Below are 20,757 nucleotides of genomic sequence, written 5' to 3'. Positions count from 1 at the left end.
GGATGCAGGTCCAGTCGATGCATTTCCAGGCCCGCGCGGGCCAGCGGCTCGCCGACGCGCGGCTGCAGAAGAACCTGAAGAAGCTGTCGAGCAAGTTCGTCTCGGGGCGTGCCGCCGCGGTGCGCGAGCTCGAGGAGTTCGAGGCGATCCGCAGCGAGGCGGTGCGGCGGCGCGACGCGGCGCTCGCGAAGCTCGACGTCTGGCTCGAGGTCTTCGAGCGCGAGGCGACGCGCCGCGGCGCGACGGTGCTGTGGGCCGAGACGCCCGCCGACGCGTCGCGCCTCGTCGTCGAGATCGCGCAGCGCCACGGCGTCAAGCGCGCGACCAAGACCAAGAGCATGGTCAGCGAGGAGCTCGCGCTCAACCGCGCGCTCGAGGCCGCCGGCGTGCAGGTCACCGAGACCGACCTCGGCGAGTACATCCTGCAGATCAACGGCAACGAGCCGCCGAGCCACATCATCGCGCCGGTGGTGCACAAGGACAAGGACGAGATCTCGGAGCTGTTCGAGAAGACCCATGCCCGGCCGCGCAAGAGCGAGATCACCGAGATGACGCGCGAGGCGCGCGAGGTGCTGCGCGAGCGCTTCCTCGCCTCCGACATGGGCATCACCGGCGGCAACTTCCTCGTCGCCGAGACCGGCTCGGTCGCGCTCGTCACCAACGAGGGCAACGAGGGCCTGTGCACGGTGCTGCCGCGCGTGCACGTCGCGATCACCGGCATCGAGAAGGTGCTGCCGACGCTCGAGGACCTCGCCAACATCATGCGGCTGCTGCCGCGCTCGGCCACCGGGCAGGTGATCAGCAACTACTTCTCGCTGCTGAGCGGCCCGCGCGCGGCGGACGAGGCGGACGGCCCCGAGCACATGTACTTCGTGCTGGTCGACGGCGGCCGCACCGGGCTGCTCGGCGGCGAGTTCGAGGAGATGCTGCGCTGCATCCGCTGCGGCGCCTGCATGAACCACTGCCCGGTCTACCAGAAGATCGGCGGGCACAGCTACGGCTGGGTCTACCCCGGGCCGATGGGCTCGGTGCTGACGCCGAGCTACGTCGGCCTCGAGAAGGCGCTCGACCTGCCGCAGGCCTCGACGCTGTGCGGGCAATGCCACGTGGTGTGCCCGATGCAGATCCCGCTGCCCGACCTGCTGCGCAAGCTGCGCGAGAAGCAGTTCGAGCGCGGCCTGCGCCCCTGGTGGGAGCGCGCCGCGCTGCGTGCCTGGGGCTTCACGGCGCGGCGCCCGGCGCTCTACCGCGCCGCCGCCTGGCTCGGCGTGCGGCTGCTGCGCCTGGCGGGGCAGGGCGGCCGCATGCGGCAGCTTCCGGGCGCAGGCGGCTGGACCCGCACGCGCGACCTGCCGACCCCGCCCGGCAAGACCTTCAAGGAACTCTACGCCGGACGGCGGCGCTGAAGCCGCACGCCTTCGCGCCGCGCATGCACGCCCTGTCCCGACGCCCCGGGCGAGCAGGGCGGCTGCCCGTGCGGGCCGCCGCGCTCGCGATGGCCTGCGGGGTGCTCGCAGCCGGGCCGCAGCCTGCGGCGGCTGCGGCAGCGCAGGGCGGGCAGGCCGTGCAGCGCCAGCTGCCGATCCCGCTCGTGAGGGGACGGCTGAACGCCTCGCAGCTCGGGCTGGTCGTCAACGCGGCCGACCCGCTGTCGCTGCGCATCGGCGAGATGTACGCGCGGGCGCGCGGCCTGCGGCCGGAGCAGGTGCTGCGCGTCGAGCTGCCGAGCACGCCGCGCATCCCGCTGGCCGACGCCCGGCGGCTGCGCGAGCGCATCGACGCCGCCTTCGGCCCCCGCATCCAGGCCGTCGCGCTGGCGTGGAGCCAGCCCTACGCGGTGGACTGCCAGTCGCTGACCGCGGTGCTGACGCTGGGTCACCAGAGCGGGCTGTGCGAGGACGGCTGCCGCCCCTCGCGGCCCTCGCCCTACTTCAACGCGCGGACCTCGATGCCCTGGCGCGACCTGGGCCTGCGCCCGACGATGCTGCTGGCCGCGCGCGACCCGGCCTTGGCACGCGCGCTCATCGAGCGCGGCCTGCGTTCGGACGGCGCCCTGCGGCAGGTCGGCGCGCCGCGGGCGCAGGCCTACTTCGTCGCCACCGACGACCCGCTGCGCAACGTGCGCGCGGCGCTCTACCCGGCGCCCCGGCAGCTGGAGCGGCCGCCGCTCGAGATCCGCGTCGAGGCCGCGGGGCGGATGGCGCCGCCGGACAACGCGATCCTCTACCAGACCGGCGCCGCACAAGTCGAGGGGCTGGCGCAGGTGAAATGGCTGCCCGGCGCGCTCGCCGACCACCTGACCAGCGGCGGCGGCCGGCTCGAGGGCGGGGTGCAGATGAGCGCGCTGCGCTGGCTGGAGGCAGGCGCCACCGCGAGCTACGGCAGCGTGAGCGAGCCCTGCAACCACCTGCAGAAGTTTCCTCACCCGCAGGCCCTGCTCGGGCATTACCTGCAGGGCGCGACCGCGATCGAGGCCTACTGGAAGAGCGTGGCCTGGCCGCAGCAGGGCGTCTTCATCGGCGAGCCGCTCGCGGCGCCCTTCGCCGCACCCTGAATCGCCGCAGCCCCTTCCACGGGCACCGCGATTGCCGTCGCAGCAGACGCGGCAGACGGTGCCTTGGTGTCCGCGGGCGTGAGGCGGTCTGCGCATGCTCCGGCCGAGAACGGCGCCGGCCCGGGGCACGCGGGTTGCCGGGGAGAAGACGCAACGGCGCCGGCCGCGATGGCAGGGCGCCGACATCGAGACAGACAGCAAGGAGCAGCGATGAAGAAGATCTGGGTCGTGGTGGCCGACGAAGCCATCGCCCGTATCCTCGAGTGGCCTCAAGGTGGGGGCGAACTGCAAAGCGTGGAGGAACTCACCGATCCGGACGCGCATGCGAGCGGGTCCGACCTGCAGCGCGACGCCTACGGCCGGCGTGCCGCGGGGGTCACCCACGGCGCCCGGCAGAACACGCCCCACCGGCTCAACAGCGTCGCGAACATCGCGTCCTCGGCCGGAGAGGACAACCAGCACCTGGAGGCCGAGGGCTTCGCGCGGCGGGTGGTGCAGCACCTGACCGAGGCGCGGCAGCAGGGCCGCTTCGACGAGTTGCGCATCGTCGCCGCGCCGCGCTTCCTCGGCATGCTGCGCAAGTACATCAACAACCAGATCTCGCCCACGATCACCGACGAGATCGACAAGGACCTGATCCACATGCAGAACAGCGAGATCACGCAGCGGCTCTTCCCGCGTCCTCCCGCGGCCTGAAGCCGGCGTGAGCAAGCGGGGCGACCCGGCAGCGGTGCGCGCCCCGCTTCAGGTCAGCGCGCGCGCCGCCTGCTTGCCGGAGCGCACCGCGCCCTCGAGCGTCGCGGGGTAGGGGCCGGCGACGTAGTCGCCCGCCGCCTGCAGGCCCGGCGCGATGGCCGCCGGCGGACGGGCGAGTCCCGGCGTGCACAGGAAGGTGGCGCGCTTCTCGACCAGCGTGCGCAGCAGGCGCAGCCGGGGCGCTGTGCCGGCCGGCAGCACCTCGCGTGCCTGCGCGAGCACCGCCTGCGCGGTGGCCTCGCTGCCGCGCGCCAGCCAGCCCGAGGCGCCGCTGACGACGAAGGCCAGCCGCCCGGCCGGCCCGCCGAGTCGGCCGTGATCGAAGACGAACTGCGCCGGCGCCCCGGGGCCTTCGCGCAGCGCCATCATCGGCAGCGGCAGCGTGGCGCCGTCGGCCTGCGCATAGACCGTGACGATCGGCTCGAAGCGCAGTGCGCGCGCCTGCGCGGCCCAGCCCGCGTCGATCGGCGCGACGAGCCGCGCCGCCTCCACCGGCGAGGCGGCCAGCACCACCGCGTCGAAGCGCTCGCCGTCGACCCGCCAGCCGCCCGCGTCCGCCTCCAGCCGCTGCACGCGGCGCGAAAGCCGCAGCGTCGCGCCCGCCGCCTCGAGCCAGCGCGCCGCCGCGTCGGGCAGCAGTGCGCTGAGGTCGCTGCGCGGCAGCAGCAGGTCCGACGAGCCCGGGCCCGAGAACAGCGCGTCGCGCAGCACGCGCAGGAAGACCTGCGCGCAGGCCTCGCGCGCCGGGGTGTTGAGCGCCGCCACGCACAGCGGCTCGATGAAGTCGGCGCGCACCTTCTGCGGCAGCGCGGCGCACAGCTGCGAGACGCTCAGGCCGGCGCGGCAGCCGAAGCCGCGCAGCGCCCAGCCGCCCGCCGCCGCCAGCAGCGCCAGCCGCTCGCGGGCGCTCCAGCCGGGATAGCGCAGCACCGCGAGCGGGAAGGTGCGCAGCGCCGGGCCCTCGGCCAGCAGCAGCCCGCTGCCGTCCGGGTACATCACGCGCAGCGGCATGCGCAGCAGCGCCTCGTCCGGCGCCACGCCGACGCGGCGCATCAGCGCGAGCGTCTCGCCGTAGGCGCCGATCAGGATGTGCTGGCCGTTGTCGAGCGCCGTGCCGTCGAGCTCGACCCGCCGCGCGCGCCCGCCCAGATGCCCGGCCATCTCGAAGAGCGTCACCTCGTGGCCGGCCTCGACCGCCTGCACCGCCGCGGCGCAGCCGGCCCAGCCGCCGCCGACGACGGCCACCTTGCGCGCGCCCATCGCCTTCAGCGCCCGCGCATCTGCGTGCGCCACGCGATCCACAGCTTGCGGATCGGCGTCAGCGAGATGCGCTGGTGCAGCACCTGGAAGTTCTCGGTCTCGATCTCGCGCAGCAGTGTGCGGTAGATGTTGCCCATCATCAGCCCCGGGCGCTGCGCCGCGCGGTCGGCCTCGGGCAGCAGCGCGAGCGCCTCGTCGTAGGTGCGGTGCGCGCGCTCGGCCTGGAACTTCATCAGCGCGGTGAAGCGATCGCTGTAGACGCGGTTGAGGATCTCGTGGGCCTTCACGTCGAACTGCTGCAGCTCGCTGACCGGCAGGTAGATGCGCCCACGCCGCGCGTCGTCGCCGACGTCGCGGATGATGTTGGTGAGCTGGAAGGCGAGGCCCATGCGGTGCGCATAGGCCACGGTCTGCGCCTCGGTGCGGCCGAAGATGTTGGCCGCAACCTCGCCGACGACGCCGGCCACGAGGTGGCAGTAGCGCTGCAGGCCGGGGTAGTCGAGGTAGCGGGTCTGGTCCAGGTCCATCTGGCAGCCCTCGATCACCGCGAGCAGGTGCTCGGCGGTGATGCCGTAGCCGGCCGCGTGCGGCAGCAGCGCCTGCATCGCCGGATGGGTCGGCTGGCCGGCGAAGGCCTTGCGCACCTCCTGCTGCCACCACGCGAGCTTGGTGCGCGCGACACCCGGGTCCTGCACCTCGTCGACCACGTCGTCGACCTCGCGGCAGAAGGCGTAGAAGGCGGTGATCGCGGCGCGCCGCGGCGGCGGCAGGAAGAGGAAGGCGTAGTAGAAGCTCGAGCCGCTGCGCGCGGCGCGCTCCTGGACGTATTGTTCGGGTGTCAAGCGGTTTTCTTTCTTGTCTGCAGCGTGCCGGGGCCTGCTGATGCGCTCAGGGCTGGGCCGCGAAGGCGCGCCACAGCAGCAGCGGCACGTCGCCCCGGCCCAGCGCGGGCCGTTGTCTCAGGCTGTCGAAGCGCAGGGCCTCGATTCTCTCAAGAATGCGCAGCCCGCCCTGCACGACCAGCCGCAGCTCCCAGCCGGCGCGGCCCGGCACGCGGCGCGCGAGCGGCGCGCCCCACAGCATCAGCTGCCGGGCCCAGCCCACCATCTCGGCCACCAGCTCGCGGTGCGCGGGCGTGCTCTCGCGTGCCATCAGCGCATCGACCTCGACGCCGAAGGCGATGCAATCCTGCAGCGGGATGTAGAGCCGCCCGCGCGCGGTGTCCACGCTCAGGTCCTGCCAGAAGTTGATCAGCTGCAGCGCGCTGCAGATCGCGTCGGACTGACGCAGCGACAGCGCGTCGCCGACGCCGTAGAGGTGCAGCAGCAGGCGTCCGACCGGATCGGCCGAGCGGCGGCAGTAGTCGAGCAGCTCGGCGCGGTCGGCGTAGCGCTGCTTCACGACGTCCTGCTCGAAGGCGCTCAGCAGGTCGAGCAGCAGCGGCAGCGGCAATGCATGGCGCCGCAGCGCCTCGCCGAGCGGCCCGAACACCGAGGCCCAACGCGGCGAGGGCGCGTCGCCGCGCGCGGTGGCGAGCAGGTCGGTGCGGTAGGCGGCGAGGTCCCTCAGCCGCTCTTGCGGCGCGACCTCGCCCTCGTCGGCGAGGTCGTCGGCGGTGCGCGCGTACCAGTAAAGCGCCGTGACGGCAGGGCGCAGCGCTGCCGGGCACAGCAGCGAGGCGACGGGGAAGTTTTCGTAGTGGTCGACGCTCACGGCCGGCATTGTCGTGCACGCCGGCGAGGGGGGGCGGGGTGCCGCCCTCGCGACGGAGGGTGCGGACGACGAAGGGGTTTGACAGCCGGGGAGCGGCTCAATACAGTACTGACCGGTCAGTCAGTATCTCCTGCCCGACTGCCGACCCGCCTTTGCTGCATTCCCGCGCCGATGCCGAGGATCCCCATGCGCCCGTCCTTCCCCCGTGCCCTGTCGCTGTCGACGCTGCTCGTCGCGGCGCTCCTGTCCGCCTGCTCGAAGCCGCAGCCCGTCGAGGAGCCGGTGCGCGCGGTGCGCACGCTCACCGTGGCGGCCGCCTCGGTCGCGCCGCAGGCGGAGTTCGCGGCCGAGGTGCGTGCGCGCACCGAGTCGCGGCTGGGCTTCCGGGTGGGGGGCAAGCTGGTGGAGCGGCCGGCGGGGCTCGGCGACACGGTCAAGGCCGGGCAGGTGCTCGCGCGGCTCGATCCGCAGGACCTGCGGCTCGGGCAGGAGGCCGCGCGCGCGGCGCTGTCGGCCGCGCAGGCCAACCTCGCGGTGGTGCAGGCGGAGTTCGCGCGCTACGGCGAGTTGCGCCGCCAGGGCTTCATCAGCTCGGCGGAGCTCGAGCGGCGCGAGGCGGCGCTGAAGTCCGCACAGGCGCAGCACGACCAGGCGCGCGCGCAGGCCGGCGTGCAGGGCAACCAGGCGGCCTACGCCGCGCTGGTGGCCGACGCGGCCGGCGTCGTCACCGCGGTCGAGGCCGAGCCGGGCATGGTGGTCGCCGCCGGCACGCCCGTGCTGCGGCTCGCGCACCACGGTCCCCGCGACGCGGTGTTCGCGGTGCCCGAGGACCGGGTCGCACTGGTGCGCCGCCTGCTGGCCGAGGGCACGCCGGTGCAGGTGAGGCTGGGAAATGCGCCGGATGCGCCGGCCGTGCAGGCGCGCATCCGCGAGGTGGGCGCGGCCGCCGACCCGGTCACCCGCACCTTCGTCGCGAAGGCCGACCTCGGCCGCGCCGAGGCGCAGCTCGGCCAGACCGCCAGCGTCGGCGTGCCGCTGCCGGCCGTCTCGGGCGTGCTGCGGCTGCCGCTGTCGGCGCTGCGCGAGATGCAGGGCAGGACGGTGGTGTGGGTGGTCGAGCCGGCGTCGATGACGGTGCGCGCGCAGGAGATCCGGGTGGCCGGCGTCGAGGGCAACGAGGCGCTCGTGGCCGGCGGGCTGCAGCCGGGGCAGGCGGTCGTGACGGCCGGCGTGCACGTGCTCAACCCGGGGCAGAAGGTGAAGTTCTACCGGGAAACCACGGCCGCCGCGGCGACCGCCTCGAACTGATCCGGAGACCGACGTGAGCAGCCTCCCGCAAGCTTCCGCCCCCTCGCGCTTCAACATCTCGCGCTGGGCGCTCGAGCATCCGGCGCTGACGCGCTACCTGATGGTGGTGCTGCTGCTGCTCGGGCTCGCCGCCTACTTCCAGCTCGGCCAGGACGAGGACCCGCCCTTCGCCTTCCGCGCGATGGTGGTGCGCGCCTACTGGCCCGGCGCCACCGCGCAGCAGATCGCCGACCAGGTGACCGACAAGATCGAGCGCACGCTGCAGGAGGTGCCCTACGCCGACAAGATCCGCAGCTACTCGAAGCCGGGCGAGACGCTGATCATCTTCCAGGTCCGCGACGACTCGCCGCCTGCGGCGCTGCCGCAGATCTGGTATTCGACGCGCAAGAAGGTCGGCGACATGCGCGGCACGCTGCCGCAGGGCGTCGTCGGCCCCTTCTTCAACGACGAGTTCGGCGACGTCTACGGGGCGATCTACGCGCTGTCGACCGACGGCTTCAGCGCCGAGGAGCTGCGCCAGCATGCCGACCGCGTGCGCCAGCAGCTGCTGAAGGCGCCGCACGTCGCGAAGGTCGAGATCTTCGGCGCGCAGGAGGAGAAGGTCTTCATCGAGATCCCGCGCCGGCGCCTCGCGCAGCTCGGGCTCGACTTCAACCAGGTGCTGGCGCAGATCGGCCAGCAGAACGCCGTCGAGCCCGCCGGCGTCGTGAACACGCCCACCGACAACGTGCAGATCCGCGTCGGCGGCCAGTTCGCCGCGGTGGAGGAGCTGCGCGCCTTCCCGATCCGCGCCGCGGGCAACACTTTCCGGCTGGGCGACATCGCCGAGGTGCGCCGCGGCTACGTCGACCCGCCCACGACGAAGGTGCGCCACCAGGGCCGGGAGATCCTCGCGCTCGGCGTCTCGATGGCCAAAGGCGGCGACATCGTGGCACTCGGCAAGGCCCTGGAGTCCACCACCGGGCGCATCCGCGCCGAGCTGCCGCTGGGCATCGAGATGCGCCAGTTCCAGGATCAGGCGACGGTCGTGTCGAGCTCGGTGGGCGAGTTCGTGAAGGTGCTGATCGAGGCGGTGGTGATCGTGCTCGCGGTCAGCTTCGTCAGCCTCGGGCTGCACCGCAAGCCCGGCGCGCGCGGCCTGGCGGGCTTCACGCTCGACGTGCGTCCGGGGCTCGTCGTCGGCATCACGATCCCGCTGGTGCTCGCGATCACCTTCCTGACGATGTACTACTGGGGCGTCGGGCTGCACAAGATCTCGCTCGGCTCGCTGATCATCGCGCTCGGGTTGCTGGTGGACGACGCGATCATCGCGGTCGAGATGATGGTCCGGAAGCTGGAAGAAGGCTACGACCGCATGCGCGCCGCGACCGCCGCCTACGAGATCACCGCGATGCCGATGCTCACCGGCACGCTGATCACTGCGGTCGGCTTCCTGCCGATCGGCATGGCCAAGTCCACGGTGGGCGAGTACACCTTCGCGATCTTCGCGGTGACGGCCGCGGCGCTCGTGATCTCCTGGCTCGTGTCGGTGTTCTTCGTGCCCTACCTCGGTGCGCGGCTGCTGAAGGTCAAGCCCCATGTGGCGGGCGAGGAGCCGCACGAGCTCTTCGACACGCCGTTCTACACGCGCTTTCGCCGCCTCGTGAACTGGTGCGTCGCGCACCGCTGGATCACGATCGGGCTGACGCTCGCGACGCTGCTGCTCGGCCTTGCCGGCATGGGCCGCGTGCAGCAGCAGTTCTTCCCCGATTCGAGCCGGCCGGAAGTGCTGGTCGACCTGTGGTTCCCGGAGGGCACCTCCTTCGCCGCGAACGAGGAGGTGACGCGACGCGTCGAGGCGCGCGTGATGCGCGAGCCCGGCGTGGCGCACGTCACGACCTGGGTCGGCTCCGGCGTGCCGCGCTTCGCGCTGGTGCTCGACCAGGTCTTCCCGCAGACCAACGTCAGCCAGATGATCGTGATGCCCGGGGACCACGCGGCGCGCGAGGCGCTGCGCCGGCGCCTGCCGGAGATCCTCGCCGAGGAGTTCCCCGAGGTGCGGGGCCGCGCCAAGCTGCTGCCCAACGGGCCGCCGGTGCCTTACCCGGTGCAGTTCCGCGTCGTCGGCAAGGAGCCCGCCGAGGTGCGGCGCATCGCCGACGAGGTCAAGGCGGTGATGCTCGCGCATCCCGACCTGCGCGGCGTCAACGACAACTGGAACGAGTCGGTCAAGGTGATGCGCCTGGAGATCGACCAGGACAAGGCGCGCGCGCTCGGCGTCAGCAGCCAGGCGATCGCGCAGGCCACGCGCACCGTGCACAGCGGCACGACCATCGGCCAGTACCGCGAGGGCGACCGGCTGATCGACATCGTGCTGCGCCAGCCGCAGGCCGAGCGCGACGCGCTCGGCGACCTCGCCGACGCCTACTTGCCGACCGCCTCCGGGCGCTCGATCCCGCTGTCGCAGATCGCCACGCCGCGCTTCGTCTGGGAGCCGGGCGTGCTGTGGCGGGAGGGCCGCGACTACGCCGTCACGGTGCAGGGTGACATCGCCGAGGGGCTGCAGCCGGCCACCGTCAGCAATGCGCTCGACCCGCGCTTCGACGAACTGCGCTCGAACCTGCCGCCGGGCTACCGCATCGACGTCGCCGGCACCGTGGAGGAGAGCAGCAAGGGCACCGGCTCGATCGCCGCGGGCGTGCCGGTGATGCTGTTCCTGATCTTCACGCTGCTGATGCTGCAGCTGCACAGCTTCAGCCGCGCGATGCTGGTGTTCCTGACCGGGCCGCTGGGCATCGCCGGCGTCGCAGGCGCGCTGCTGCTGCTCGGCCGCCCCTTCGGCTTCGTCGCGCTGCTCGGCGTGATCGCGCTGATGGGCATGATCATGCGCAACTCGGTGATCCTGATCGACCAGATCGAGCAGGACCGTGCGCGCGGCGTGCCGGCCTGGGACGCGATCGTCGAGGCGGCGGTGCGGCGCTTCCGCCCCATCATCCTGACTGCGGCCGCGGCGGTGCTGGCCATGATCCCGCTGTCGAGGAGCGTGTTCTGGGGCCCGATGGCGGTGGCGATCATGGGCGGACTGGTCGTCGCGACCGCGCTGACGCTGCTGGCGCTGCCGGCGATGTACGCCGCGTGGTTTCGCGTCAAGCGCTTTGGTGCGGAAGAAGTCGCGACAGCAGGTTAAAATCTTCGGTTTGCCGAATTCGGGGAGTCGCTTGGCGCGGCTTCCGGGGCCCGAGAGGGTCCGACGAGCTTCGAGCGCGGGTGGCGAAATTGGTAGACGCACCAGGTTTAGGTCCTGACGCCAGCAATGGTGTGGGGGTTCGAGTCCCCCCCCGCGCACCACATACAAACGAGAGAGATCTCCATGGCCGTGAACGTTGAAACCCTCGACAAACTGGAACGCAAGATCACGCTGACGCTGTCGGCCGATCAGATCAAGAGCGAGGTGGACTCGCGCCTCAAGCGCCTGGCCCGCACCGTGAAGGCCGACGGCTTCCGTCCCGGCAAGGTGCCGATGAGCGTCGTGAACCAGCGCTACGGCTACCAGGTGCAGTACGAGGTGCTCAACGACAAGGTCGGCGAGGCCTTCAACAAGGCGGCCTCCGAGGCGCAGCTGCGCGTCGCCGGCGCGCCGAGCATCACCGAGAAGGAAGGCGCTCCCGCCAACGACGGCGAGATCGCCTTCGAGGCCACCTTCGAGGTCTACCCGGACGTGAAGATCGGCGACCTGTCGAACGCCGAGGTCGAGCGCGTGAACGCCGAGGTCAGCGAGGCCGCGATCGACAAGACCGTCGACATCCTGCGCAAGCAGCGCCGCACCTTCTCGCAGCGCCCGGCCGACGAGGCCGCGACCGACGGCGACCGCGTGACGATCGACTTCGAGGGCAAGATCGACGGCGTCCCGTTCGAGGGCGGTACCGCCCAGGGCTTCCAGTTCATCCTCGGCGAAGGCCGCATGCTCGAGGCCTTCGAGAAGGGCGTCGCCGGCATGAAGACGGGCGAGTCCAAGACCTTCCCGCTGACCTTCCCCGAGGACTACCAGGGCAAGGACGTGGCCGGCAAGGAAGCCGACTTCCTGGTCACGCTGACCAAGGTCGAGCAGCAGAACCTGCCCGAGGTGAACGAGGAGTTCGCCAAGTCGCTCGGCATCGCCGAGGGCTCGGTCGAGGCGCTGCGCGCCGACATCAAGAAGAACCTCGAGCGCGAGGTCAAGTTCCGCGTGCTGGCGCGCAACAAGTCCGCCGTGATGGAGGCGCTGGTCAAGGTTGCCGAGCTGGACCTGCCCAAGGCCCTGGTGCAGGGCGAGGTCGAGCGCCTGATCGAGGGCGCCCGTGCCGACCTGCAGCAGCGCGGCATCAAGGACGCCGACAAGGCGCCGATCCCCGCCGAGCTGTTCCAGGAGCAGGCCGAGCGCCGCGTGCGCCTGGGCCTGGTGGTGGCCGAGCTGGTGAAGTCCAACGAACTGCAGGCCAAGCCCGAGCAGGTCAAGGCCCACATCGAGGAGCTGGCGCAGAGCTACGAGCGTCCGGAAGAGGTGGTGCGCTGGTACTTCAGCGAGCCGCAGCGCCTGGCCGAGGCCGAGGCGGTGGTGCTCGAGAACAACGTCACCGAGTTCGTGCTGGCGCGCGCCAAGGTCACCGACAAGACGCTGAGCTTCGACGAGCTGATGGCGCAGTGATCGGCTGAGCCGTCCGCCGCAGGGGCGCTGGGCCGCGAGGGTCAGCGCCCCTGCGGTTTTTTCGGGCCTGTGCCGGGCGTCAGCATCGTGTTGCCCGCGGCGCCATAATCGGTCCGGTAGCCACTGTTCACACCAAGGACTCAATTCCAATGAGCGCACTCGATACCCAGAACCTCGGCATGGTCCCCATCGTCATCGAGCAGTCCGGCCGCGGCGAGCGGGCCTACGACATCTACAGCCGGCTGCTGCGCGAGCGCGTGATCTTCCTTGTCGGCCCCGTCAACGACCAGAGCGCGAACCTCGTGGTCGCGCAGCTGCTGTTCCTGGAGAGCGAGAACCCGGACAAGGACATCTCGCTCTACATCAACTCCCCCGGCGGCTCGGTGAGCGCGGGCATGTCGATCTTCGACACGATGAACTTCATCAAGCCCGACGTGTCGACGCTGTGCATGGGCATGGCCGCCAGCATGGGCGCCTTCCTGCTCGCCGCCGGCGCCAAGGGCAAGCGCTTCGCGCTGCCCAACAGCCGCGTGATGATCCACCAGCCGCTCGGCGGCGCGCAGGGCCAGGCCACCGACATCGAGATCCAGGCGCGCGAGATCCTGCGCCTGCGCGAGAACCTGAACAAGATCCTCGCCGAACGCACCGGCCAGCCGCTCGACAAGATCCAGAACGACACCGAGCGCGACTACTTCATGTCCGGTCACGAGGCGCGCGACTACGGCCTGATCGACCAGGTGATCGAGAAGCGGGGCTGAGCGCCGCGCGGGGCGGCTGTCCGCCCCGTCGCGCCCGCAGGTCGCATCTCGGAACACCTGGGGTTGCCACTCGAAACATCTTCAGCCCGACCCGTCCCCGGCCGTCCGGCTGCGGCGAGACGGGGCGCGCAGGCCGCGGGGCCACTCACCCGGCACGCCGGCTTTTCCCTTCCGACTCCACCCACCGACACCCCCGCATTCGCGGCATCGCGGCATCCCGGCGGGCAGGCCCGCCATCTGCTTGCATCTCGTGGCCGCAGGGCCCTTCCGGACGGAACCCGGGCTTTCGCCAGTAATCAGACCGGAAGGCGGGGCTTTCCGGGTGTCCGGGGCCCCCTTTTCATTTGACTTATCATCGTCCCAACTCTCCCCGCGGAAACGACACCATGCCCGAGAAAAAAGGCTCCTCCAGCGAGAAAGTCCTGTACTGCTCCTTCTGCGGCAAGAGCCAGCACGAGGTCAAGAAGCTCATCGCCGGCCCGTCCGTCTTCATCTGCGACGAGTGCATCGAGCTGTGCAACGACATCATCCGTGACGAAGTCCCGGCCGACGGTGGCGAAGCGAAGACCCCCCGCAGCGAGCTGCCGGTGCCTTCCGAGATCAAGTCCATCCTCGACCAGTACGTGATCGGCCAGGACCCCGCCAAGCGCACGCTGGCGGTGGCGGTCTACAACCACTACAAGCGCCTCAAGCACATGGGCGGCAACGCCCGCAAGGACGAGGTCGAGCTCGCCAAGAGCAACATCCTGCTGATCGGCCCGACCGGCTCCGGCAAGACGCTGCTCGCGCAGACGCTGGCGCGCCTGCTGAACGTGCCCTTCGTGATCGCCGATGCGACGACGCTGACCGAGGCCGGCTACGTCGGCGAGGACGTCGAGAACATCATCCAGAAGCTGCTGCAGAACTGCAACTACGACGTCGAGCGCGCGCAGCGCGGCATCGTCTACATCGACGAGATCGACAAGATCTCGCGCAAGGCCGACAACCCGTCGATCACGCGCGACGTCTCCGGCGAGGGCGTGCAGCAGGCGCTGCTCAAGCTCGTCGAGGGCACCATGGCCTCGGTGCCGCCGCAGGGCGGGCGCAAGCATCCGAACCAGGACTTCCTGCAGATCGACACGACCAACATCCTGTTCATCTGCGGCGGCGCCTTCGACGGCCTGGAGAAGGTCATCCAGAACCGCTCCGACAAGTCGGGCATCGGCTTCGGCGCCAGCGTCAAGAGCAAGGACGAGCGAAAGGTCTCCGACCTGTTCCGCGAGGTCGAGCCGCAGGACCTGGTCCGCTTCGGCCTGATCCCCGAGCTGGTCGGCCGGCTGCCCGTGATCGCGACGCTCGGCGAGCTGACCGAGGACGCGCTGATCCAGATCCTCACCGAGCCGAAGAACGCGCTGGTCAAGCAGTACCAGCGCCTGTTCTCGATGGACGGCGTCGAGCTGGAGGTGCGCCCCTCGGCGCTGAACTCGATCGCGCGCAAGGCGCTCGCCCGCAAGACCGGCGCGCGCGGCCTGCGCTCGATCATGGAGCAGGCGCTGCTCGACACGATGTTCGAGCTGCCGGCGCTCGAGGGCGTCGCCAAGGTCGTGGTCGACGACAACACGATCGAGGAAAACACCAAGCCGCTGCTCGTCTACCGCGAGCACAAAGCCAGCGCTTGACGTGTTCCCGCGTGGCGCGGCCGGGACGGCGCGCCACTCCACACCCGCTTTGTCTTGAGTGGGGCTGTCTTGCAATCCATGCCTCAGGCCCAAGATCGGCTTGAGAAAGAGAGGTCATGATGTCCGGACATCCCGTTTTGCCCCCCGATCCGATCCAGCTGCCGCTGCTGCCGCTGCGGGACGTGGTGGTGTTCCCCCACATGGTGATTCCGCTGTTCGTCGGCCGTCCGAAGTCGATCAAGGCGCTGGAGTCCGCCATGGAAGCCGGCCGCCAGATCATGCTGGTGGCCCAGAAGGCCGCCGGCAAGGACGAGCCCAAGCCCGAGGACATGTTCGAGGTCGGCTGCGTCTCCAGCATCCTGCAGATGCTCAAGCTGCCCGACGGCACCGTGAAGGTGCTGGTCGAGGGCATCCAGCGGGCACGCACCGTGAGCATCGATGACAACGGCGAGCACTTCACCGCCCAGGTCAAGCCGGTGCCGCCCGAGGACGCCGGCTCGTCCGAGATCGAGGCGCTGCGCCGCGCGGTCACGCAGCAGTTCGACCAGTACGTCAAGCTCAACAAGAAGATCCCGCCCGAGATCCTCACTTCCATCGCCGGCATCGACGACGCCGGCCGACTGGCCGACACCATCGCCGCGCACCTGCCGCTCAAGCTCGAGAGCAAGCAGGCCGTCCTCGACATGGTGTCGGTGTCGGCGCGCATGGAGCGGCTGCTCGAGCAACTCGAGCACGAGGTCGACATCCTCCAGGTCGAGAAGCGCATCCGCGGCCGCGTCAAGCGCCAGATGGAGAAGAGCCAGCGCGAGTACTACCTCAACGAGCAGGTCAAGGCCATCCAGAAGGAGCTCGGCGAGGGCGAGGAGGGCGCCGATCTCGAGGAGCTCGAGAAGAAGATCCAGGCTGCGCGCATGCCCAAGGAGGCGCGCAAGAAGGCCGATGCCGAGCTCAAGAAGCTCAAGCTGATGTCGCCGATGTCGGCCGAGGCCACGGTCGTTCGCAACTACATCGACACGCTGGTCAACCTGCCCTGGGCGAAGAAGACCAAGATCAAGCACGACCTCGGCCATGCCGAGGAGGTGCTCAACGAGGACCACTACGGCCTCGAGAAGGTCAAGGACCGCATCCTCGAGTACCTCGCGGTGCAGCAGCGCGTCGACAAGGTCAAGGCGCCGATCCTGTGCCTGGTCGGTCCCCCGGGTGTGGGCAAGACCTCGCTCGGCCAGTCCGTCGCCCGCGCCACGGGCCGCAAGTTCGTGCGCATGGCGCTCGGCGGCGTGCGCGACGAGGCGGAGATCCGCGGCCACCGCCGCACCTACATCGGCTCGATGCCGGGCAAGGTGCTGCAGAGCCTGACCAAGGTCGGCACGCGCAACCCGCTGTTCCTGCTCGACGAGATCGACAAGCTCGGCATGGACTTCCGGGGCGATCCGTCGAGCGCGCTGCTCGAGGTGCTCGACCCCGAGCAGAACCACACCTTCAGCGACCACTACATCGAGGTCGACTTCGACCTGAGCGACGTGATGTTCGTGGCGACGTCCAACTCGCTGAACATCCCGCCGGCGCTGCTGGACCGGATGGAGGTCATTCGGCTCTCGGGCTACACCGAGGACGAGAAGGTCAACATCGCCCAGCGCTACCTGCTGCCCAAGCAGCGCAAGAACAACGGCGTGAAGGACGAGGAGCTCGACGTCACCGAAGGCGCGCTGCGCGGCATCATCCGCTACTACACGCGGGAAGCCGGCGTGCGCTCGCTCGAGCGCGAGGTCTCGAAGATCTGCCGCAAGGTGGTCAAGGGCCTGGCGCTTAAGAAGTACGAGGGCACGGTGGTCGTCACCGACGAGAACCTGCACGACTTCCTGGGCGTGCGCCGCTACAGCTACGGCCAGGCCGAGCGCGAGAACCAGGTCGGCCAGGTGGTGGGTCTCGCGTGGACCGAGGTCGGCGGCGACCTGCTGACGATCGAGTCGGCGGTGATGCCGGGCAAGGGCAACATCATCCGCACCGGCCAGCTCGGCGACGTGATGAAGGAGTCGGTCGAGGCCGCGCGCTCGGTGGTGCGCAGCCGCGCCCGCCTGCTGGGCATCAAGGACGAGATGTTCGAGAAGCGCGACATCCACATCCACGTGCCCGACGGCGCGACGCCCAAGGACGGCCCGAGCGCGGGCATCGCGATGACTACCACCTTCGTGTCGGCGCTCACCGGCATCCCGGTGCGCGCGGATGTGGCGATGACTGGCGAGATCACGCTGCGCGGCGAGGTCACGGCGATCGGCGGCCTGAAGGAGAAGCTGCTGGCGGCCCACCGGGGCGGCATCAAGACGGTGCTGATCCCGGAGGAGAACGTCAAGGACCTGCAGGACATTCCCGAGAACGTGAAGAACCATCTCGAGATCGTGCCGGTCAAGTGGATCGACAAGGTGCTCGAGGTCGCGCTCGAGACCCTACCGCAGCCGCTGCCCGAGGAGGAGCCCGCCAAGGTGGTCGATGGCGCCAAGGACGCTCCTGCCGTGCAGACCGACGTCATGAAGCACTGACGAAAAAACTTCGCGAAAGCTCTTGCGCACCGCGCTGAAGTCGTCCTAGAATAGCGGCTTCAGCGCGACGCAGAAGCGAAACGTTGAAGCGATGCGGGAGTAGCTCAGTTGGTAGAGCGCAACCTTGCCAAGGTTGAGGTCGCGAGTTCGAGACTCGTCTCCCGCTCCAGATTCCAAAGAAGGGAAGCCAAAGCTTCCCTTTTTTTCCGGTGCCGCAGTCCCGCACCGGAGAGAAGAAGGGCACGCGGCGCGGTAGCAAAGCGGTTATGCAGTGGATTGCAAATCCATCCAGGGCGGTTCGACTCCGCCCCGCGCCTCCAGTTGAAAAGCCCCGCTCGACGGGGCTTTTTCTTGCCCGTCCCTTCGATCGGGAGCCCCATCCGCCCGGATGGCGAAACAGGTAGACGCAGCGGACTTAAAATCCGCCGACCCGAAAGGGTCGTACCGGTTCGATTCCGGTTCCGGGCACATGGCGTGTCACCTGGCGCGCTGAACCTGCGCGCCCGGCTCCGGTTCCCCCCTTCGATACCTCGGTCCTCCCCGGACGCTTCCGGGTTAGCCGGCACGCTTGGCGCGCCTGCCCTCGGCTCGGCTGCAGCGGGCTTCCCGCTGCCGTCACCGGGCGCGACCTCCTCAGAGGTAGAGGACCGGCCCCACCGCCCCGGACTGCACCAGCAGGGCGGCTTCCGCGCAGAGCGCGATGGACGCCTGGACGAAGGCGGCCAGCAGCGCCAGGCCCTGCGCCTCCTCGCTGAGCCCCAGGCGGGCCTTGGTGGCGACCGCGATGCGCCGGGTCCCGTCGGCCAGACGCACGCAGAAGGCGATGCCCTCGTCGATCACCACAGGCTTCGAGAACTCCACTGTCGTGCTCATGTCGCTCCTCCAATCGATGTAATTCGCCTCGTTTGATCGTAAGCATGGCGTCAGGAAGCGGGCGGCGCAACAGGGTTGCACCGGGGAATCGCATCGAGAAGTGTCGTGAGTTCATCGTCGAAGCCACGGCTCCCGGGGCCGGCCTTGCAGCCCGGCGGTGGCCCCGGGAGCGAGACCTGTGACCGCGCATCGCGGTCCTGCGGGTCCCGCCTTCTGGCATCATGCGCCGCGGCGAGGAGGGCGGCAGCGCCCGGGAGAGGCGGGATGGACGCAAGTGCAAGGGCGGCGCTCAACGAGGGCGTGCGCCCGCGCGAGGTGTGGGGCTGGGCGATGTACGACTTCGCCAACTCCGGCTACACGACGGTCGTGCTCACCGCCGTGTTCAACGCCTACTTCGTCGGCGTCGTGGCCGGCAACGCACCCTGGGCGACGCTGGCGTGGACCTCGGCGCTGGCCGCGTCGAGCGCGATCACGATGGTGCTGATGCCGGCGCTCGGCGCCTATGCCGACCTGCATGCCGCGAAGAAGCGGCTGCTCGCCTTCACCACTGCCGGCTGCGTTGCCGGCACGCTGGCGCTGGCCTTCGTGAAGGCGGGGGACGTCGGCCTCGCGGTGGCGGCGATCGTGCTGTCCAACACCTTCTACGCCTGCGGCGAATCGCTGATCGCCGCCTTCCTGCCGGAGCTCGCGCGACCCGACTCGATGGGCCGCGTCTCGGGCTGGGGCTGGAGCCTCGGCTACTTCGGCGGCATGCTCTCGCTCGGCCTGAGCCTCGGCTACGTGCTGTGGGCACAGGCGCAGGGCCTGCCCGCCACCGAATTCGTGCCGGTGACGATGCTCATCACCAGCGCCGTCTACGGCGCGGCCTCGCTCGCCACCTTCGCGCTGCTGCGCGAGCGGGCGGTGCCGCAGGCGCGCGGCGATGCGGGCTGGCGGGCCTCCTGGCGACGCCTTGCCGCCACCTGGCGCCATGTGCGCTCCTACCGCGACTTCCTGATCCTGCTTGCCTGCACCGCCTGCTACCAGGCGGGCATCGCGGTGGTGGTCGCGCTCGCGGCGGTCTACGCCGAGCAGGTGCTCGGCTTCCGGCAGGCGCAAACCATGGCGCTGGTCTTCGTCGTCAACCTCGCGTCGGCCGCCGGCGCCTTCGGCTTCGGCTACCTGCAGGACCGCAGCGGGCACAAGCGCGCCCTCGCGCTGACGCTCGTCGGCTGGGTGGTGATGGCGGGGCTCGCCGTGGCGGCCACCTCGGCCTGGCTGTTCTGGATCGCGGCGCTGCTCGCCGGCCTGTGCATGGGGTCGAGCCAGTCGGCCGGCCGCGCGCTGACCGGGCTGCTCGCGCCGCCGCAGCACCTCGGGGAGTTCTTCGGCCTGTGGACCTTCGCGGTGCGGTTGGCGTCGATCCTCGGGCCGGTGACCTACGGGCTCGTGACCTGGTGGACCGCCGGCAACCATCGCCTCGCGATCCTGTCGACCGCGGCTTTCTTCGTGCTCGCGCTGCTGATGCTGCGGCCGCTCGACGTCGCGCGCGGGCAGCGCGCGGCGGCCCAGGCTGCCGCCTGAGCGACGCGGACGCGGCTCAGGGCAGGGCCTGCACCGACATCGGGAAGTCGAGCCAGGCCTCGGCGATCTTCTCGAGCACCGCCACTGGGCCGCTCGTGTAGGCGCTCACGCCGTCCGGCGCATCGGGCGAGGGCAGGGCGCCGTGCACGCGCCTCACCTGCGTCACCGTGTGGCGCGCGATCGCCTCGGCAGTGTCGATCAGCAGCACCGAGGGGCCGAGTTCGCGCTGTATCGCGTCGGTGGCGAAGGGGTAGTGCGTGCAGCCGAGCACGACGGTGTCGACGCCGGCCTCGCGCAAGGGCGCGCAGTGGCGCCGCACCAGCTCCTGCACCTCGCCTGCCTGCGGGTCGCCGCGCTCGAGCGCGCCCGCGAGGCCGGTGCAGGCCTGGGTGACGATGCGCGTCTGTGCCTCGAGCGGGCGGCGCAGCGCCTGGAACTTCTCGCTCGCGAGCGTGCCCTGTGTCGCCATCACGCCCACGATGCGATTGCGACTCGCGGTAACGGCAGGCTTGAGGCCCGGCTCGACGCCGACGAAGCAGGTGTCGGGGTAGTGCTCGCGCAGCCACTGCCCGGCAGCCGCCGTCGCGGTGTTGCAGGCGATGACGATCACGCGCGCGCCCTGCGCCTGCAGGAACTCGGTAAGGACCTGGCTGCGCTGCAGCACGTAGTCGCGCGGGCGCTCGCCATAGGGGGCGTAGCCGGAGTCGGCGACGTAGACGAGGCGCGCGCCCGGCAGCTCGCGGTGCAGCGCCCGCAGCACCGACAGCCCGCCCACGCCCGAGTCGAACACCCCGACCGTCATCGGTTCGGGGCGGGCGGCGGCGGAGGTCGGGGGCTCGGTGCGCATCGGCGGTCGCGAAGGTGGCGCGGCAGTCTAGCAGCGCAGGGGGGCGGCGTCGGCAGGCCGCGGGGCGGGAATGCGACTGCGGGCTCGGCAGGCTTGGCACGGCGTGACATGCTTCCGCTAGAATCGAACGGTCGTTCTATTTTTGCGGTGCCCAGCGTCGGGACGCCGCCCTAGAATAGGACGTTTACGTAAACGTCAATTCAACGGAGAGCGTTCCATGAAGGCACTGGTACCGGTCAAGCGCGTGGTCGACTACAACGTGAAGGT

At 70.5% G+C, this 20,757-nt stretch carries 15 protein-coding genes and 4 tRNA genes; 14 read left to right on the top strand and 5 right to left on the bottom strand.

Annotated elements, in window-relative coordinates:
- The first annotated feature begins 2 nt into the window (after positions 1–2).
- The 3 genes from D3A59_RS03035 to D3A59_RS03025 all read left to right on the top strand — a co-directional run bounded on the left by D3A59_RS03035 (position 3) and on the right by D3A59_RS03025 (position 3,250).
- Positions 3–1,406: a lactate utilization protein B gene (locus D3A59_RS03035; RefSeq protein WP_119153449.1), complete on the top strand. Its 1,404-nt coding sequence runs from the start codon at positions 3–5 to the stop codon at positions 1,404–1,406.
- Positions 1,407–1,429: 23 nt separating this feature from the next.
- Positions 1,430–2,554 (top strand): TIGR03790 family protein, encoded by a 1,125-nt coding sequence (locus D3A59_RS03030; RefSeq protein WP_240635916.1) that lies wholly within the window; start codon positions 1,430–1,432, stop codon positions 2,552–2,554.
- Positions 2,555–2,764: 210 nt separating this feature from the next.
- Positions 2,765–3,250, top strand: coding sequence for a host attachment protein (locus tag D3A59_RS03025; protein ID WP_119153448.1), 486 nt, complete (start codon positions 2,765–2,767; stop codon positions 3,248–3,250).
- 48 nt (positions 3,251–3,298) lie between these two features.
- Here the strand turns inward: D3A59_RS03025 and hpnE are convergent, their stop codons facing one another.
- The 3 genes from hpnE to hpnC are packed head-to-tail and all read right to left on the bottom strand — an operon-like array spanning position 3,299 to position 6,292.
- A complete protein-coding gene (hpnE, locus tag D3A59_RS03020) occupies positions 3,299–4,612 on the bottom strand; it encodes a hydroxysqualene dehydroxylase HpnE (protein WP_336470398.1) in 1,314 nt (437 codons plus the stop codon).
- Entirely contained in the window at positions 4,576–5,412 is an 837-nt protein-coding gene (gene hpnD, locus D3A59_RS03015) for a presqualene diphosphate synthase HpnD (RefSeq protein WP_119153447.1), read from the bottom strand. Before hpnD ends, hpnE begins: the two co-directional genes overlap by 37 nt.
- Before the next feature lie 46 nt (positions 5,413–5,458).
- Entirely contained in the window at positions 5,459–6,292 is an 834-nt protein-coding gene (gene hpnC / locus D3A59_RS03010) for a squalene synthase HpnC (RefSeq protein ID WP_119153446.1), read from the bottom strand.
- Between the two features lie 177 nt (positions 6,293–6,469).
- On the opposite strand from hpnC, the gene D3A59_RS03005 reads away from it, so the two are divergent.
- The 10 genes from D3A59_RS03005 to D3A59_RS02960 all read left to right on the top strand — a co-directional run bounded on the left by D3A59_RS03005 (position 6,470) and on the right by D3A59_RS02960 (position 17,675).
- Positions 6,470–7,591 carry an efflux RND transporter periplasmic adaptor subunit gene (locus D3A59_RS03005; RefSeq protein ID WP_119153445.1) on the top strand — a complete coding sequence of 374 codons (1,122 nt, stop codon included), beginning with the start codon at positions 6,470–6,472 and terminating at the stop codon, positions 7,589–7,591.
- Between the two features lie 13 nt (positions 7,592–7,604).
- Positions 7,605–10,757: an efflux RND transporter permease subunit gene (locus D3A59_RS03000; protein WP_119153444.1), complete on the top strand. Its 3,153-nt coding sequence runs from the start codon at positions 7,605–7,607 to the stop codon at positions 10,755–10,757.
- A gap of 74 nt (positions 10,758–10,831) precedes the next feature.
- Positions 10,832–10,918 (top strand) — tRNA-Leu (locus D3A59_RS02995).
- Positions 10,919–10,940: 22 nt separating this feature from the next.
- Positions 10,941–12,254: a trigger factor gene (gene tig, locus D3A59_RS02990; protein ID WP_119153443.1), complete on the top strand. Its 1,314-nt coding sequence runs from the start codon at positions 10,941–10,943 to the stop codon at positions 12,252–12,254.
- A gap of 149 nt (positions 12,255–12,403) precedes the next feature.
- On the top strand, positions 12,404–13,012 hold the full coding sequence (clpP, locus tag D3A59_RS02985) for an ATP-dependent Clp endopeptidase proteolytic subunit ClpP (protein ID WP_119153442.1): 609 nt from the start codon (positions 12,404–12,406) through the stop codon (positions 13,010–13,012).
- Between the two features lie 386 nt (positions 13,013–13,398).
- The gene (clpX, locus tag D3A59_RS02980; protein WP_119153441.1) at positions 13,399–14,670 is read left to right on the top strand and encodes an ATP-dependent Clp protease ATP-binding subunit ClpX; all 1,272 of its coding nucleotides are present in this window, start codon (positions 13,399–13,401) and stop codon (positions 14,668–14,670) included.
- A 119-nt stretch (positions 14,671–14,789) separates the two neighbouring features.
- Entirely contained in the window at positions 14,790–17,207 is a 2,418-nt protein-coding gene (gene lon / locus D3A59_RS02975) for an endopeptidase La (protein WP_119153464.1), read from the top strand.
- Positions 17,208–17,300: 93 nt separating this feature from the next.
- Positions 17,301–17,376: transfer RNA gene (locus tag D3A59_RS02970), tRNA-Gly, on the top strand.
- Positions 17,377–17,453: 77 nt separating this feature from the next.
- A tRNA-Cys gene (locus tag D3A59_RS02965) sits at positions 17,454–17,527 on the top strand.
- A gap of 62 nt (positions 17,528–17,589) precedes the next feature.
- Positions 17,590–17,675, top strand: a tRNA-Leu gene (locus tag D3A59_RS02960).
- A gap of 165 nt (positions 17,676–17,840) precedes the next feature.
- Here the strand turns inward: D3A59_RS02960 and D3A59_RS02955 are convergent.
- Positions 17,841–18,080 (bottom strand): hypothetical protein, encoded by a 240-nt coding sequence (locus D3A59_RS02955; protein WP_119153440.1) that lies wholly within the window; start codon positions 18,078–18,080, stop codon positions 17,841–17,843.
- 264 nt (positions 18,081–18,344) lie between these two features.
- On the opposite strand from D3A59_RS02955, the gene D3A59_RS02950 reads away from it, so the two are divergent.
- Positions 18,345–19,643 carry an MFS transporter gene (locus D3A59_RS02950; RefSeq protein ID WP_119153439.1) on the top strand — a complete coding sequence of 433 codons (1,299 nt, stop codon included), beginning with the start codon at positions 18,345–18,347 and terminating at the stop codon, positions 19,641–19,643.
- A 16-nt stretch (positions 19,644–19,659) separates the two neighbouring features.
- Here D3A59_RS02950 and murI read toward each other — a convergent pair whose 3' ends face one another.
- Positions 19,660–20,490: a glutamate racemase gene (murI, locus tag D3A59_RS02945; RefSeq protein WP_240635915.1), complete on the bottom strand. Its 831-nt coding sequence runs from the start codon at positions 20,488–20,490 to the stop codon at positions 19,660–19,662.
- Positions 20,491–20,757 lie beyond the last annotated feature (267 nt).

Source organism: Caldimonas tepidiphila, assembly GCF_003569765.1.
Lineage (GTDB): Bacteria > Pseudomonadota > Gammaproteobacteria > Burkholderiales > Burkholderiaceae_C > Caldimonas > Caldimonas tepidiphila.
The sequence above is the reverse complement of the archived record's forward strand: the minus strand, read 5'-3'. Positions and strand labels throughout refer to the sequence as shown.